At 59.5% G+C, this 15,557-nt stretch carries 13 protein-coding genes; 5 read left to right on the top strand and 8 right to left on the bottom strand.

All coding sequences use genetic code 11. The features are described 5' to 3' along the window. Nucleotides 1–40: 40 nt before the first annotated feature. From aqpZ to NOR97_RS09320, 6 genes are all read right to left on the bottom strand, one after another. Nucleotides 41–730 (bottom strand): aquaporin Z, encoded by a 690-nt coding sequence (aqpZ, locus tag NOR97_RS09345; protein ID WP_257598927.1) that lies wholly within the window; start codon nt 728–730, stop codon nt 41–43. A 113-nt stretch (nt 731–843) separates the two neighbouring features. Then, complete coding sequence (locus NOR97_RS09340; protein ID WP_257598926.1) at nt 844–1,653, bottom strand: zinc-dependent peptidase; 810 nt, start codon at nt 1,651–1,653, stop codon at nt 844–846. A gap of 123 nt (nt 1,654–1,776) precedes the next feature. Next, nucleotides 1,777–2,277 (bottom strand): polymer-forming cytoskeletal protein, encoded by a 501-nt coding sequence (locus NOR97_RS09335; protein ID WP_117868644.1) that lies wholly within the window; start codon nt 2,275–2,277, stop codon nt 1,777–1,779. Next, nucleotides 2,267–3,598, bottom strand: coding sequence for a M23 family metallopeptidase (locus tag NOR97_RS09330; RefSeq protein ID WP_257598925.1), 1,332 nt, complete (start codon nt 3,596–3,598; stop codon nt 2,267–2,269). The genes NOR97_RS09335 and NOR97_RS09330 overlap by 11 nt, the downstream gene beginning before the upstream one ends. A 174-nt stretch (nt 3,599–3,772) precedes the next feature. Further along, on the bottom strand, nt 3,773–4,591 hold the full coding sequence (locus tag NOR97_RS09325) for a ferritin-like domain-containing protein (RefSeq protein WP_374041621.1): 819 nt from the start codon (nt 4,589–4,591) through the stop codon (nt 3,773–3,775). 84 nt (nt 4,592–4,675) lie between these two features. Next, nucleotides 4,676–5,137: a peroxiredoxin gene (locus NOR97_RS09320; RefSeq protein ID WP_170343959.1), complete on the bottom strand. Its 462-nt coding sequence runs from the start codon at nt 5,135–5,137 to the stop codon at nt 4,676–4,678. A 68-nt stretch (nt 5,138–5,205) separates the two neighbouring features. Here NOR97_RS09320 and NOR97_RS09315 point away from each other — a divergent pair, with 68 nt between their 5' ends. From NOR97_RS09315 to NOR97_RS09300, 4 genes are all read left to right on the top strand, one after another. Next, the gene (locus NOR97_RS09315; RefSeq protein WP_257598924.1) at nt 5,206–8,592 is read left to right on the top strand and encodes a DUF3971 domain-containing protein; all 3,387 of its coding nucleotides are present in this window, start codon (nt 5,206–5,208) and stop codon (nt 8,590–8,592) included. Nucleotides 8,593–8,634: 42 nt separating this feature from the next. Further along, entirely contained in the window at nt 8,635–9,681 is a 1,047-nt protein-coding gene (gene queA, locus NOR97_RS09310) for a tRNA preQ1(34) S-adenosylmethionine ribosyltransferase-isomerase QueA (protein ID WP_257598923.1), read from the top strand. Nucleotides 9,682–9,792: 111 nt separating this feature from the next. After that, on the top strand, nt 9,793–11,064 hold the full coding sequence (locus NOR97_RS09305; protein ID WP_170343962.1) for an MFS transporter: 1,272 nt from the start codon (nt 9,793–9,795) through the stop codon (nt 11,062–11,064). Nucleotides 11,065–11,173: 109 nt separating this feature from the next. Beyond that, nucleotides 11,174–11,749 (top strand): DUF924 family protein, encoded by a 576-nt coding sequence (locus tag NOR97_RS09300; RefSeq protein WP_170343963.1) that lies wholly within the window; start codon nt 11,174–11,176, stop codon nt 11,747–11,749. Between the two features lie 44 nt (nt 11,750–11,793). Here the strand turns inward: NOR97_RS09300 and NOR97_RS09295 are convergent, their stop codons facing one another. Next, entirely contained in the window at nt 11,794–12,228 is a 435-nt protein-coding gene (locus NOR97_RS09295; protein ID WP_257598922.1) for a hypothetical protein, read from the bottom strand. Nucleotides 12,229–12,441: 213 nt separating this feature from the next. Between NOR97_RS09295 and lpdA the strand changes: the two genes are divergently transcribed. Further along, complete coding sequence (lpdA, locus tag NOR97_RS09290; RefSeq protein ID WP_171328054.1) at nt 12,442–13,836, top strand: dihydrolipoyl dehydrogenase; 1,395 nt, start codon at nt 12,442–12,444, stop codon at nt 13,834–13,836. 153 nt (nt 13,837–13,989) lie between these two features. Here lpdA and NOR97_RS09285 read toward each other — a convergent pair whose 3' ends face one another. Next, nucleotides 13,990–15,375, bottom strand: coding sequence for a dipeptidase (locus tag NOR97_RS09285; RefSeq protein ID WP_257598921.1), 1,386 nt, complete (start codon nt 15,373–15,375; stop codon nt 13,990–13,992). Nucleotides 15,376–15,557 lie beyond the last annotated feature (182 nt).

Raw genomic sequence — 15,557 nt, 5'->3', positions numbered from 1 at the left:
CTCAAAACGCCGGGCTTTTTTATGGTTGGTTGCAAGCGTATCAATCGTCCGGTGACATCGCTTTCCAGATGAGCGCTCCGATCGCGCCGCCAATCAGCGGGGCCACCCAGAACAGCCACAGCTGCGACAGGGCAGGTCCGTCGGCAAACAGGGCGACGCCTGTGGACCGGGCCGGGTTGACCGAAGTGTTGGTGACCGGAATTGATACCAGGTGGATCAAGGTCAATCCCAGACCAATCGCGATGGGGGCGAAACCCGCCGGTGCCTTGTCCGAGGTTGCGCCCAGAATGATCAGGATGAAGAAAGCGGTCATCACGATCTCGATCACCAGAGCGGACATAAGGGAATACCCGCCGGGTGAGGCCTCGCCATATCCGTTTGACGCAAATCCTCCGACGCCGGTGAACTCGGGCGCGCCGCTGACGATCAGGTACAAAACCACAGCGGCGGCGATGGCGCCGATGACCTGAGCGATCCAGTAGGGCAGCAGATCCTTTGCCGGAAACCGTCCGCCGATCATCAAACCCAGGCTGACCGCCGGATTGAAGTGCCCGCCCGAGATATGGCCAACCGTGTAGGCCATTGTCAGAACCGTCAGGCCGAAGGCGAAGGACACGCCAAGCCACCCTATGCCGACATCCGCAACGCCCGCTGCCAATACGGCACTGCCGCAACCTCCGAGAACCAGCCAGAAGGTGCCGAAGAACTCGGCCAGTAGTTTTGATGACATGAAATTTCCTCCACAATGCAATGCGCTTAAGTGTAATTCATAAATTAACTTTTGTTAAATTGAGCCGAACGGGGAATTTTCCCGACGCCCGCGCAACAGGGGGCGAAAAACCTTTAGTGCCATTGAGAAGGATCCAGGTGAAACAGCTTGGACAGTTGCTTGTAAACCTCCGGGTCCGACCTGCGCAGGGCCTTTGGCCGCTCAAAGAACACTTCGACCGAAACGGCGAAAAACTCCTCGTGCCCTTCCGCGCCATAGGGGTCGATTACGGTTGGCTGCCCGGATTCAACGGCGCGTACATGCGTGTCATAGGCTGTCAGGAACGCGGCTTCCCATTCCGAAAAGCTTTGGTCGTCGCTAAGTACGGGCACCCCGTTGGCCGACCCGGTCAGGTCGTCGATCTGATGGGCAAATTCGTGAAACACAACATTCTGGCCATCATGATCGTTCATGGCCCCGCGCTGGCTGTGGGCCCAGGACAGGATCACCGGGCCGCGGTTCCAGCTTTCCCCGGTGCGCACGATTTCCTTCTCGGTGACGACATAGCCGCTGTGCCGGCTCTGCCTGGATTTGAAAGCGCTGGGATAGATCAGGATGGTGGTCAGGTTGTCGTACCAAAGCTCGGTATTCACTACCAGCAGGCAGGCCTGCGCGGCGATGGACAGTTGCATGTCTTCGGTAACGTCCAGTCCGTCGCACCCGATGAATTCAACCTGATCAAGGAACAGGTTGATCTTGCCTTCCAGCTTTGCGCGCAGGCCCTGCGGCAACTTTCGCAAGATCGGGACCTGAGCGTCAACAAGGTGCCGTTGACTGTCCGTCAACGGCGCGGCCAACAGGGCATGACGCGCCTGTCGTTTGGACCAAAAGAAAAGGGTCAGACCTGCCGCGATCACTGCAACAAGTGTCAGGAAAATCAACATGACCCGACCCTAACGTGATCCCGGCGGGATCAAAACAAGTTTCCCGGACAACGGCTGCGGTCCCAAAAAAAGAGACACCGCGGGTCTCCCCGCGGCGTCTCCGGTCTGACCTCAAGGGTCGAATTATTGTTTGACGTCTGCTGCCGGGTTCGATCCGGCTTTGGCGCTGCGGCCCGGGTTCAGCGGATCGTCCTGGCGCTGTACCGACCCTTCGAAATGCGCACCGCTTTCGATGGCGATGGTCTTGTGGATGATGTCGCCTTCAACGCGTGCGGTCGACGTCAGGCGTACCTTGAGGCCTCGCACGCGACCCACGATGCGGCCGTTGATCACGACGTCATCTGCGGTGACTTCACCCTTGATCGTCGCCGATTCACCAATGGTCAGCAGGTGGGCGCGGATGTCGCCTTCAACCGTGCCTTCCACCTGAATGTCACCGGAGGTCTTGATATTGCCGGTGATGTGCAGATCCGAAGACAGAACCGACGCAGGCGGCTTGGGCTTGGGTGCGGTGGCAGGTTTCGACTCGGTCGGTGCAGGGGCCGCTGGGGTCGCCGGAGCGGCTGGTTTGGCCGCCTCGGGTGCCTTGGATGCGGGCTCGTTGATTTTGCTTTTAGAAAACATTTCTCGCAGCCTTGATGTAAGTCATTGGGTTTACGGGTTTTCCGTTCACGCGCACCTCATAGTGCAGATGCGTGCCGGTCGACCGTCCGGTGCTACCCATATCAGCAATATGATCCCCGCGCGAGACCCTTTGACCAACCTTCACGTTGATCTTGGTGTTATGAGCGTAAAGAGTCTCAATTCCGAATGCGTGCTTGATTTTCACAAGCCGCCCGAAACCGGATTGCCAGCCTGCATGGGTAACGACGCCGTCTGCGGTCGCAAAGATGTCCGTGCCTTGCGGCCCCGCAAAATCGACCCCGTTATGCATCCGGCGACCACCGGTTTTGGGGTCGCGCCGGCTGCCATAGCCGCTGGTGAAACGCACGGCCGAATGCACGGGATTGGCAAAGGGGGCCTTTTCCGCCGCAAGTCGGTAAAGGTTCAGCTGATCCATCTGTTGCAGCAATGTGTTCGCGCGGGCTTCCTCGGCGGACAACTCGTCCACCTCACCGCGCGTGCTAACGGATAAAGGGGTCAGCGGACCGCCCATACCGCTATATCCGCGCCGGACTTCTTCGATGATGCGGTCTGTTGGCATTCCCGCCTGACGGAACATCTTGTCCAGAGGCTCGACCGAGATCACCATGGCTTCTTCCAGCTGGCGGAAAATCTCGTCACTGCGTTCCTGCATAAGGCGGATTTCCAGCTCAAGATCATCGCGCTGGTCCAGTGCCTCTCGGGCGTTGGCGGCGATCTGGTCGCGTTCCTCGGCCGTGCGCGCCAGGGCGTCCGTCATGAACGCCATCTGCACCGGGGCGGTGGAGGCAGCAACGTACATGTCAGCGTTGCTGGTTTCCTGCTTCAGCGCCGCCAGTTCCGCCCGCGCATCTTCCCGCTGTTTCATGGTCGTGCGCAGCGTGGTCTGGATGACTTCGATCCCCGTCTCAAGTTCGCGACGGCGGTTTTCCGAGGCCAGCAGTTCGGACTGCATGGCCGAAATCTGTTCCAGCGCGGCGTTGAAACGATCCTGAGCGGCCAGGGCCTCCTTCGCACGCGCGTCGCGTTCAGCGGACAGGATATTCAAACGTTCCTGATAGGTGGCCTGGTCGCGTTTCGCCTGTTCCCGGAAATTGCCCGAACCGATGCTGTCCATCAGCAGAATGGCGGTTGCCACCGCAGTCCATCCGACCATGACAGCAACACCGGCCACCGCGACCACCTGTGTTTCCGAACTGAGACGGATAAAGCGTGTATCTTTGTCAGACTTCAGAAAAACCCGGCGTTCCGGAAAGAACCGTTCAAGTGCAGAGTGTATTTTTATTGCCAGACGTGTTCGCACGCGTCCTACCTCTCATCCCCAAGATCGGGCCCGGTCGTGAGTGCCGGCCGCTCCTTGGGCCGATTGCATAAAGGGCAGGCAGCGTTCGGGCAAGTTTGTTGATCAGTCTGGCGCCAACAGCGTGGAAATCCCCCCAAAGATCGGCGGGAAATTGCCGAAAACAATGCTGAGGTGTCAGTTTGTGATTTCGCCGGGCGCGGGCAGGTCTTCGGTCAGCGGCCAGTAAAAGTCCGGTGGCAACCCGGCCTCTGCCCGCTTTTCCTCGTTGAAGGGTGGTTTCAGGACGCCGTGGAAATACCGGCGCACCAGAGTGTGAAACACATCCTTCGGGTCGGCGTTTTCCCGGCCGCACAGGAAATGGAACCACTTGGACCCATAGGCGACATGGCCGACTTCTTCGGCATAGATCACCTCAAGTGCGGCAATGGCCTGCTCGGCCCTGGCCTTGCGAAAGATCTCGATCATGCCGGGGGTCACGTCCAGACCGCGCGCTTCAAGCACCATCGGCACGACCGCCAGCCGTCCCATCAGGTCGTCTGCGGTGTCCTCGGCCGCACGCCACATTCCGGCATGGGCCGGCAAGGCACCATAGTGGCTGCCCATCTGTTCAAGGCAATCGCAGACCATCTCGAAATGGCGCGATTCCTCTTCGGCGCATTTCACCCAATCGTCATAAAACCCGATCGGCATCGGCACATGGCCAAAGCGGGCGATGATGTCCCAATGCAGATCGACGGCGTTCAGTTCGATATGCGCGACGGCATGCAACAGGGCGATGCGACCCGCTTCGGTGCCCGGCTTCCGCTTTGGCACCTCGCGCGGAGACAGGAGTTCGGGCCGGTCCGGGCGCGCGGGTCGCAGCGGCGGTGACGCGGTTCCGATCTCGATCGGCGGTGCGTCGCCCTTGCGCGACGCAAACCACGCGGCGGCGTGCTGTTTGGACAGGGCGGTCTTTTCCCGACCTTCCGCCGTTGCAAGAACTTCGGTCGCCATCTGAGTCAGCGATTTGGACACCATTATTCTCCGCCTGGTTGATCCTGTGGCTCTTAAACCGGATGGCGACCGTGGTCGAGGGCGTTACAGCGCCCGCACGGCCTCCAGCACCTCGTCCACGTGACCGGGAACCTTGACCTTGCGCCAAACGCGGGCAATTTTGCCTTCCGGGTCGATGATGAAGGTGGAACGCTCGATCCCCATCGACTTGCGCCCGTACATGTTCTTTTCGACCCACACACCGTAATCCTCGCAGACGGTCGCGTTCTCATCCGACAACAGCGGTGTTGTCAGCCCATGCTTGGCGACGAATTTGTCATGTTTGGCGACGCTGTCGCGCGAGATGCCGAAAACTTGAGCACCCGCATCCGCAAAGGCCTGAAGTTGTTCCGAGAAACCGATGGATTCCTTGGTGCAGCCCGGCGTATCATCACGGGGGTAGAAGAACAGAACCACGGTGCTACCGCGCAACGCCGAAAGCGTCACCTCGCCGCCGCCGTCGCGCGGCAAAGTGAAGTCAGGGGCGATGTCTGAAACGTCGGGCATTGGAAACTCCGCTGAAGGTTTTTAAAGGCTGCCTGGTATCATAGAGCAACGCGTGCGGGTTGGAAGGCGTGGACAGCAATTTGAAGCAGCACGAAGACGGTGACGGAGCACAGGCGGACAAGCCCGTGCGCCGTCGGTCTCGCCGTCGGGCCGCTGGCCTGTGGGCCATGCGCGGCGCTTTTGTGCTGGTGCTGCTGGCGTTGTTCACCGGTTTCATGGTTGTCGGGCAAAGAATGCACGCACCCGTCTGGCTGCGGGACAGGGTCGAGGCGCGGCTTGAGCAGGCTTTGGGCGGGCTGCAAATCCGGTTTGGCGATGTCAGTTTCATCATTCACGAGGGTTGGCGGCCGCGCCTGCGTCTGACCGATGTGGCCATCAGCGATGCGGCGGGTCGGCAAATTGCGCAGGTGTCCGACATGCGCGCCAGTCTGGCCATGCGCCCCTTGTTGCGGGGGCACGTCCGCCCGAAAAGAATTATTCTGAGCGGTGCGCAGATCGCCGTGACCCGGGACAAGGACGGGGCGCTGAGTCTTACGGTCGGGTCCGGCAGCGCACCGGTGCAGGAGGCCCCGAACCTGGCGCAGCTTATCGCAGCTTCGGATCAGGTCTTCCTGTCTCCGGCCCTGTCTGCACTGACCTCGGTCGAGTTTGATGCGATCACGCTGGATTATCGCGATCTTCGGCAAGGGCGGTCCTGGATTCTGGATGGCGGGCATATTCAAGCCAACCGAAGCGGCAACGAAGTGCGCTTGGCGACCGGGTTTTCGGTTCTGGCGGGGCGAGACTATGTCAGTGCCATCGAGGCCAATTACACAAGCGTTCTGGGTACACCTGCCGCACAATTCGGGATCTCGGTCACTGACCTGCCAGCCGAGGACATCGCGGGCCAAACGCCCGCCCTTGCCTGGTTGCAGGTTCTGCGGGCCCCGATTTCGGGTGCCTTGCGGGGTGGAATCGATGAACAAGGATCGATCGAAACCGTATACGCAACTCTGAATCTGGGGGCGGGGGCCGTTCAGCCAAACCCCGAAACACGCCCGGTCCCCTTCGAATCTGCCCGCACGTATTTCACTTATGACCCCAAAGGGCAGGTGCTGGACTTCAACGAAGTTTCAGTTGTCTCGGCCTGGGGCGAGGTGCAGGCTGACGGGAAGGCGTTTCTGGAAGGTGCGGAAGATGGCGTGCTGGACAGCCTGTCTGCGCAGTTGCAGTTGTCCGGAATCAACGTAAACCCGGCAAACCTGTTCCCGCAACCTATTCAGCTTTCGCGGGCCAGCCTGGATTTCAAGATGGTCCTCAACCCGTTCCAGCTGCATCTGGGTCAGATGACCATCGAAGATCCGGGCCATACGGTGCGTGCCTTTGGTGTCCTGACCGGGCGGCCGGATGGCTGGGCCGTCAAGCTGGACGCACATCTGGACCAAATGACGTCGGACAAGGTTCTGGGGTACTGGCCCGAACGTCTGGCCCCGAAACCGCGAGAGTGGGTGACCAAAAACCTGTACGAAGGGGTTCTGTCGGATATGGACTTTGCCCTGCGCCTGTTGCCCGGGTCGAAACCGGATCTCTATCTGGATTTCGGGTTTGAGAAGGCGAAGGTCCGATTTGTCAAAACGCTGCCGCCGATCGAAAGGGCGCAGGGTCAGGCCAGCCTGATCAACCGCAGGTTCACGGTCACTGCGCAGCAGGGCGTCGTGATCGCGGAGGACGGTGGTGCGGTGGATGCATCGGGAACGTCCTTCATCATACCCGACACGGACATCAAGAAATCCGCGCCGGCGATTGCGCGCATCCAGGCCAAAGGCAGCGTGACGGCCGCGTTGTCATTGCTGGACCGGCCTCCGCTGGAATTGCTCAGCAAGGCAGGGTTGCCCGTTGATGTGGCGAAGGGATCCGTGTCGTTGGCGGGAACCCTTTCCCTGCCCTTGAAAAAGGGTCTCAAGTTTGACGAGACCGAGTTCCATTTCAACGGCAGGCTGGCCAACCTGTTCAGTGACCGCTTGGTGCCCGGTTTTGATGTCAGCGCTGATCTTCTGGATATTTCGGGTGATCAGTCCGGCGTTCAGATTCAGGGGCAGGGGCAGTTCGGGGACGTGCCGCTGACGGCGCTCTGGCGGCAGCCGATAGACGGCAAGTCGGAACAGCGAAGCACCCTGACCGGTCAGATCGAACTGTCGCCGCGATTGATGGACGAGATCGGCGCCGGTCTGCCTCCGGGGATGCTGACCGGCAAGGGGGTTGCGGATATCACCCTGGGGCTCGGTGCCGGGGTTGCCCCGAAGCTGTCCGTGACGTCCGATTTGCAGGGTGTCGCGCTGGCCATACCCGAACTTGGTTGGAGAAAGGGGGCCGACGCGACCGGCTCTCTGACGGCCGAAGCGACTTTGGGATCGCAGTTGAAGGTGGATAGCCTGCGCTTGAATGCGGCGGGTTTGCGCACATCTGCCTCGATTACGTTTCGTGAAAACGGCGAATTTGACCGGGTTCGGTTCACTTCTTTTGACCTGGGCGACTGGCTGGCGGTCCCGGCAGAGCTGATCGGGCGCGGGAGCGCCATGCCGGATATCCGTGTCCTTGGCGGCGTCCTTGATATGGGCCGCGCGAGTTTCGGCGAAAGCGGCGGATCGGGCGGCGGGGGCAGTGCCGGGCCGAAACTGGACGTGACGCTGGATCGCCTTCAGGTTACGGAAACCGTCGCGCTGACCGGGTTCCGGGGTGCTTTCCAGACGACCGGCGGCATACAAGGGAACTTCACTGCGCGGGTCAATGGCGGTGCGCCGGTCAGAGGGCAGGTGAGCCCCAGAGGGAACCGAAGTGCCGTTGACCTGACGTCGCAAGAAGCAGGGGCCGTGCTGCGATCGGCCGGGGTTCTGACACAGGCGCGGGGCGGAGAAATGAACCTCAAGCTCGAACCTGTGACGGCACCGGGCAGCTATGACGTGATGCTGAAAATCACCAACACGCGGATCACCGACGCCCCGGCCATGGCGGCCTTGCTGAATGCCATCAGCCTTGTGGGCCTGTTGGATGAAATGGCGGGGCAGGGTATCTTTTTTGCGGCAATCGACAGCCGGATGCGGATCACGCCGACGGATATCAAGGTGCTCAGCGGCAGTGCCGTCGGGCCATCCATGGGCCTGTCTTTTGACGGCACCATCGATACGGTGAACGGAATGCTGAACCTGCGCGGTGCGATCTCGCCAATTTACCTCCTCAACGCGGTCGGCAGCGTTTTCACGCGCAAGGGCGAAGGCGTCTTCGGCTTCAACTACACGCTGACCGGCCCGCTTGCCTCGCCCAAAGTGTCGGTAAATCCGTTGTCCGGTCTTGCACCTCTGTTCCTGCGCGACCTGATGCGTGCCCCGGCACCCAAGGTTCAGGATGGCCCGAACGCGGTGCCTCAGAAACCGGATGAACCCAAACGCACATTTGGATCATCCCCAAGTGACCGCTGACAGGATATGGCCGAATCTGATGCAGGGTTGTAAGGCGCGGGCATGAAACTCAGCGATTTTGACTTCCACTTGCCTGAAGACCTGATTGCCACGCGGCCTGCCAGCCCGCGTTCCTCTGCGCGTCTGCTGGTGGCGCAGGGGGATGCAATCACGGACAGCCATGTCTTCAACCTGCCCGATTTCCTGCGGCCCGGTGACCGGCTGGTGTTGAATGACACCCGCGTCATTCCGGCGCGTCTGAACGGTCGGCGCCATCGCGACAGCGCGCAGGGGCCGGTTTCCGCCGGGATCGAGGCCACCTTGCTGGACCCGCAGGCCGACGGTACCTGGTCCGCGTTGATCAAGCCGCTCAAAAAGGTGAAACTTGGGGAAGAGATTGTCTTCTCGGATGATCTCAGCGCCACCCTGGACAGGGTTGCCGACGGTCAGGCTTATCTGCGCTTCAATCTCAGCGGCGAGGATTTCGACGCGGCGCTGGATCAGGCCGGAGCGATGCCTCTGCCGCCCTACATCGCAGCCAAGCGCCCGGCCGATGAACGTGACAAAACGGACTATCAGACCATCTGGGCAAACCGTTCCGGCGCCGTGGCCGCCCCGACCGCATCGTTGCATTTCGATGAGGCGCTGATGAAGGCGTTGGCCGAGCGAGGTGTAAGCTTCACGCATGTGACGCTTCATGTGGGGGCAGGCACTTTTCTTCCGGTCAAGTTTGAGGATGTCACAACCCATAAGATGCATGCTGAATGGGGGCAGGTAAGCCCCGAGGCCGCGGCCCAGATACAGGCAACCAAGGCGGCTGGCGGGCGTGTGATCCCGGTGGGGACAACCGCTCTGCGCCTGATCGAAAGCGCGGCAAGGTCAGGAAAGATCGAACCCTGGGAAGGCGACACGGATATCTTCATCTATCCCGGTTTCGAATTCCATGTAACAGACGCATTGATGACCAATTTTCATTTGCCGAAGTCCACTTTGCTCATGCTGGTATCGGCATTGATGGGGCAGGATCGGATGCGCGATATCTACACGCATGCCATAGCACGAAAATATCGGTTCTTTTCTTATGGCGACGCGTCGCTTTTGATCCCCTGAAGGGCGCGTATACGGCATCACGGATCGGGAATGTCGTAGACAAGCGCGACGTAGGCGGTCTTTGATCGCAGAACGACACTAAAATCAGGTTGGCATTAGTCGGAGGCCCCAATGATTCAGGTCCTTTCCAGCGCATGGGCGCTGCTGCTCGGCATGGGGTTGCTGATGGTCGGAAACGGCCTTCAGGGCACGATTCTGGGTGTGCGGGGTGAGATCGAAGGGTTTTCGACCCTTGAGATGTCATTTGTCATGTCGGCCTATTTCCTGGGTTTTCTGGGCGGTTCACGCCTTGCGCCCGAGATGATCCGGCGCGTTGGCCATGTGCGGGTCTTTGCGGCCCTTGCGTCGTTCATCTCGGCCGTGATGATCATGTATCCGATGCTGGCAGACCCGATCGCGTGGGCATTGGGCCGGGTGGTGATCGGGTTCTGTTTTTCTGGCGTCTATGTCACCGCCGAAAGCTGGCTCAACAATGCGGCCAGCAATGAAAATCGCGGGCAGGCGCTGTCGCTCTATATGATCGTCCAGATGACGGGGATCATCAGTGCGCAGGCGCTTGTTCTGGTCGGCGACCCGGCCGGTTATGAGACCTTTGTGATCGCCTCGATCCTGGTTTCGGTATCCTTCGCACCCATTTTGCTGTCGATCTCGCCGACACCGGCCTTTGACACCACCAAACCGATGACCCTGAAGGAATTGCTGAAGACCTCTCCGCTGGGCTGCGTGGGCATGTTTCTTCTGGGGGGCGTGTTTTCGGCGCAGTTCGGCATGGCGGCGGTGTATGGCGCCCGGGCAGGGCTGTCGCTTGTTGAAATTTCAACCTTCGTTGCGGCGTTTTATATCGGCGCAGTGGTTCTGCAATATCCGTTGGGCTGGTTCTCTGACCGTATGGATCGCCGCTTTCTGATCCTGCTTGTGGCGCTCGCCGGTGCCGGTGGCGCAACGATCGCGATGATGATGGGGGGATCGTTTCCAATTCTGCTTGCCTCGGCTTTCCTGATCGGCGGCACCTCCAACCCGCTCTACTCATTGCTGATCGCGCATGCGAATGACTTTCTTGAATACGAGGATATGGCGGCGGCATCTGGCGGACTGGTGTTTATCAACGGTCTGGGCGCAATTGCCGGGCCGGTGATCACCGGCTGGTTGATGGGGGATGCCATATTCGGGCCACCGGGCTTTTTTCTCTTTATTGCGGCACTGTTACTCGCAATGGCACTCTACGCTTTGTATCGAACGACACAGCGGGCTTCGATTCCAGTGGACGAAACCGGCACAATGTCGGCGCTGTATCCAACATCCTCGCCAGTTGCACTTGAAGTGGCGCAGGAAGTCGCCATCGAAGCGGCCGAGGCCGAGCAGGCTGAGCAGGAAGATGCCTAGGACACAGGATTATGTCGCAAGTGTTGCAATATGTTACTGTAACAGTTCTGTAAAACGGCCTTAAATGACGTTACGTCCGAAGTACGGGCACAAGACGGAGTTTAAGGCAATGGTAACGCCTGAAGAAGTATTGAGTTTTTGGTTAGATGAGGTGGGTCCAAAGGGCTGGTACATTGAGGATGAAGCGCTGGATTCAGAAATCCGCGCACGTTTTCAATCAACGTGGGAAGCTGCGGCCGAGGGCAAGTTTTCGCTCTGGCTGACCTATCCCAGCGGGTCACTGGCTTACATAATTCTGACGGACCAGTTTCCACGCAATATGTTCCGCGGGCAAGCGCGTGCTTTCGCGACGGACCGAGCGGCTTTGGCGGCGGCGAAATGCGCGGTCGACAAAGGTTGGGACAAGAAGATTGATGAACCGGCCCGGCAGTTCTTTTACCTGCCGATGATGCATTCGGAGAATCTGTGCGATCAGGAACGCTGCGTGCGTCTGATCTGTCAGAACCTGAGCGGCGATACAAGCAATCTGCTGCACGCCCGAGCCCATCGTGAAGTGATCCGCAAGTTCGGTCGTTTCCCCTACCGGAACAAAGCACTGTCGCGCAGCTCGACCCCGCATGAAGAGGCTTACGTCGACATGGGCGGCTATGGCAGCACCGTGCGAGAACTGCAAGCGATGGCCTGAGAACGCAGTACAGGTTGTGCGCCTCGGTCGTTCGTGCGGTGGCTTCAGGATCCCGGCTCACATCCTTTGAACGCCAAGACGCGTTCGGATGCGATGTCTGCTCCGGTCTGTATGGCTTGGGCGATCAGAACCTCTGGTGTCTCGGCAAGTTCAGTGAACCGCTCCTGCGCAGTTTGCAGCTTTTGGTCAACTGCGTTCAGGCGGCGCAACGTTGCCTGGATGTCTTGTGCGGCTTGACTGTCGGTGATCTGGTTCTCACTCCTCAAGGTCGCCAAATCACCACGCAACGCAGAAAGCTCGCTCCGAATACCCTTCGCCTCATCCCGAATAGGGGCAAGAACCTGAACGGTCTCCGAGAATTCTGCCGAGACGCTTTCGACTTTCGATACCAGCTTCCAGCCCAGAAACAGGCAAAGGGCGACAAGTATCAAAGTTGCGTTGAGCAGAGCAAGCGCCAGATCTTTTAGTGTTTTGGCCATGTTAAACCCCTAGAATTCAATGTGTTCACAAATGTCCGAGCGGCGTCGGCGGTTCTGTTCTAGCCATAGCACGGGCCGGGGTATAGGCTGAAATCCGCATATTCAGGCATGGTTTACCCCGCGTCGCATTTGTCGCGGGAAGGCGTGTTGATGCGTTTCTGGAAATAGTTTAATGGTAAACTAATTTTCCACCACCTGCGCCGAGAGGAACACATGGCTGCACAATCCTATGATCTGATCGTAATCGGGGCTGGCCCCGGTGGCTATGTCGCCGCCATCCGTGCGGCCCAGCTTGGTCTGAAAACCGTCGTGGTCGAGCGCGAGCACCTTGGTGGCATCTGCCTGAACTGGGGGTGCATTCCCACCAAGGCATTGCTGCGGTCCTCCGAAGTGTTTCACCTGATGGAACGCGCCAAGGATTTCGGATTGAAGGCCGACAAGATCGGTTACGATCTGGACGCGGTCGTCAAGAGATCCCGTGGCGTTGCCGGGCAGCTTTCGGGCGGCATCGGCCATCTGCTGAAGAAGAACAAGGTCGCCGTGGTGATGGGTGAGGCGACGATCCCCGCAAAAGGCAAAGTCAGCGTCAAGACCGACAAGGGCACCGAAGAACTGACGGCCAAGAACATCATTCTAGCAACCGGCGCGCGGGCCCGCGAACTGCCCGGTCTCGAGGCTGACGGCGATCTGGTCTGGACCTACAAGCACGCGCTGCAACCGCCCCGGATGCCCAAAAAGTTGCTGGTCATCGGCTCGGGCGCGATCGGCATCGAGTTTGCGAGTTTCTACAACACGCTCGGGGCCGATACGACGGTGGTCGAGGTGATGGACCGCGTGTTGCCCGTGGAAGATGCGGAAATCAGTGCCCTGGCCAAGAAAGCCTTTACCAAGCAAGGCATGACCATCATGGAAAAAGCCATGGTCAAGCAACTGGATCGTGGAAAGGGCAAGGTGACCGCGCATATCGAGGTCAAGGGCAAGGTTGAGAAGCACGAGTTCGACACCGTGATTTCCGCTGTCGGGATCGTAGGAAATGTCGAAAACCTGGGCCTGGAGGCGCTGGGCGTAAAGATCGACCGCACGCATGTGGTGACGGATGAATATTGCCGCACCGGTGTCGATGGCCTTTATGCGATTGGTGACATCGCGGGCGCGCCCTGGCTTGCACATAAAGCCAGCCACGAAGGGGTCATGGTCGCCGATCTGATCGCAGGCCAGCATGCGCATCCGGTCAAGCCCGAAAGCATCGCCGGATGTACCTATTGTCAGCCGCAGGTGGCCTCGGTGGGATATACCGAAGCCAAGGCCAAAGAGCTGGGTTATGACATCAAAGTCGGTCGCTTCCCTTTCATCGGCAACGGCAAGGCCATAGCTCTGGGCGAACCGGAAGGTCTGATCAAAACCGTGTTCGACGCCAAGACAGGCGAACTGCTGGGGGCGCATATGATCGGCGCGGAAGTCACGGAACTGATCCAGGGCTATGTGGTTGGGCGGCAGCTGGAGACCACCGAAGAAGATCTGATGAACACGGTCTTCCCGCACCCGACTCTGTCAGAAATGATGCACGAAAGCGTGTTGGATGCGTATGGCCGCGTGATCCACATGTAACGTCGTATGCGTGTTGCGGCCGGGCAGGGGGCGCTGCCCCCGCCTTGCTGCGCGCGGCTCCCCCGGGATATTTTGGGCCAGATGAACAAGGGGGCCTTTATTCATCTGGCTGCAAATATCCCGGAGCGCGAGGCAGAGCCTCGCTGAAATCCGCTACCTGTTCAAAGCATCCAGAATGCGGGCCCACGAACGGATGCCCTTGTGGAAGCTTTTGACGTCGTATTTCTCATTCGGCGAATGGATGGCGTCGTCTTCGTTGGCATAGCCGACCAGCATCGAATCCAGCCCCAGAACGGTATTGAAGTACCCGACGACGGGGATCGAGCCGCCCATGCCGGTAAACACCGCTTCGCGGTCCCATTCGTCCGACAATGCTTTGCGCGCGGCTTCGAATTCCGGGCGATCGATATTCATGACCGAAGCGGGCGAACCTTCCAGATCGTTGTCCCAGACTACTTTTGCATCCGGGGACAGGCGATCCTCGACATGTTTGCGGATCTTGCTGCGCAGCGCGTCGGGGTCCATGTCGCCGACCAGTCGGCACGTAATTTTACAATGCGCTTCCGAAGGAATTACGGTTTTCGAACCCGCGCCGTTGTACCCGCCCCACAGCCCGTTCACCTCAAGTGTCGGACGCGCCCATTGCTGCTCGAGCGTCGAATACGCCTTTTCGCCGTGTGGCTGGGTGTATCCGACCGAGTTCAGGTAATCCGCTTCGTCGAAGCCGCAGTTTTGCCACTGACGCAACTGGTCCTGCGGCACTTCATGAACGCCTTCATAAAACCCTTCGACCGCGACACGACCGGTTTCGTCATCATAGAATGAGGCAACGATTTTCGACAGTTCGCGCAGCGGGTTCAGGCCCGGGCCACCGTAATGGCCGGAGTGCAGATCGATGCGGGGCCCGATGATGGTGAACTCGTCCTTCAGCATGCCGCGCAGCTGTGCGGCGATCGACGGAACACCTCGCGATACCATGGATGTATCGCAAACCAGCGCCAGATCCGCTTTGAGTTCGGCCGCGTTGTCTTCGAGGAAGGGGACCAGCGAGGGTGAGCCGGATTCTTCTTCGCCCTCAAAGAAGAAGGTGATGCGGCAGGGCAGGGATCCGTGCACGGCTTTCCAGGCGCGGCAGGCTTCGACGAATGTCATCAGCTGACCTTTGTCGTCCGATGCCCCGCGCCCCCGGATGACCGGGCCGTGCTCGGTGTCTTCGATGGCGGGGTCAAACGGGTCGCGTGTCCAAAGGTTCAACGGATCGACAGGTTGCACGTCATAATGGCCGTAGAACAGGATATGGGGTGCATCTGAGTCCTCGCCCACATGGCCTACGACCATCGGGTGCCCCGGAGTTTCCCGTTTTTCGGCGGCAATTCCGATACTGTTGAGGTCGGCAACCAGCCAGTCGGCTGCACGGCTGACATCGGCCTTGTAGGCGGGATCGGTCGAGATCGAGGGGATGCGCAGCAGCTCCATCAGGCGGTCGATCGATTTTTGCAGATCTTCGTCAATCCGGTTCAGCACGGTGTCTAGCGACATGGGGATCTCCTGCTTGTCTGTGTTCGGGCGAACCCTAGCAGCGTTGACAGCGCCGTCCAGAGCGGTTGATCTGAATTCTGCACGCGATCACAAGCCCGCGAAATCGCGCTGTGCGGGCTGCGTCGTTTCCACGCGTCCGATGGCCGGAACTATACTTGCCGTGAGCATTGCAAACTTATATT

This window comes from Ruegeria sp. YS9 (assembly GCF_024628725.1).
Taxonomy (GTDB): Bacteria; Pseudomonadota; Alphaproteobacteria; order Rhodobacterales; family Rhodobacteraceae; genus Ruegeria; species Ruegeria atlantica_C.
This window is presented reverse-complemented; position numbering and strand designations above follow the sequence as displayed.

Excerpts from the sequence above, each read along its gene's own strand:
- aqpZ (WP_257598927.1), bottom strand. The coding sequence starts at position 730 with ATGTCATCAAAACTACTGGCCGAGTTCTTCGGCACCTTCTGGCTGGTT.
- NOR97_RS09340 (WP_257598926.1), bottom strand. The coding sequence starts at position 1,653 with ATGTTGATTTTCCTGACACTTGTTGCAGTGATCGCGGCAGGTCTGACC.
- NOR97_RS09335 (WP_117868644.1), bottom strand. The coding sequence starts at position 2,277 with ATGTTTTCTAAAAGCAAAATCAACGAGCCCGCATCCAAGGCACCCGAG.
- NOR97_RS09325 (WP_374041621.1), bottom strand. The coding sequence starts at position 4,591 with ATGGCGACCGAAGTTCTTGCAACGGCGGAAGGTCGGGAAAAGACCGCC.
- NOR97_RS09320 (WP_170343959.1), bottom strand. The coding sequence starts at position 5,137 with ATGCCCGACGTTTCAGACATCGCCCCTGACTTCACTTTGCCGCGCGAC.
- queA (WP_257598923.1), top strand. The coding sequence starts at position 8,635 with ATGAAACTCAGCGATTTTGACTTCCACTTGCCTGAAGACCTGATTGCC.
- NOR97_RS09305 (WP_170343962.1), top strand. The coding sequence starts at position 9,793 with ATGATTCAGGTCCTTTCCAGCGCATGGGCGCTGCTGCTCGGCATGGGG.
- NOR97_RS09300 (WP_170343963.1), top strand. The coding sequence starts at position 11,174 with ATGGTAACGCCTGAAGAAGTATTGAGTTTTTGGTTAGATGAGGTGGGT.
- NOR97_RS09295 (WP_257598922.1), bottom strand. The coding sequence starts at position 12,228 with ATGGCCAAAACACTAAAAGATCTGGCGCTTGCTCTGCTCAACGCAACT.
- lpdA (WP_171328054.1), top strand. The coding sequence starts at position 12,442 with ATGGCTGCACAATCCTATGATCTGATCGTAATCGGGGCTGGCCCCGGT.
- NOR97_RS09285 (WP_257598921.1), bottom strand. The coding sequence starts at position 15,375 with ATGTCGCTAGACACCGTGCTGAACCGGATTGACGAAGATCTGCAAAAA.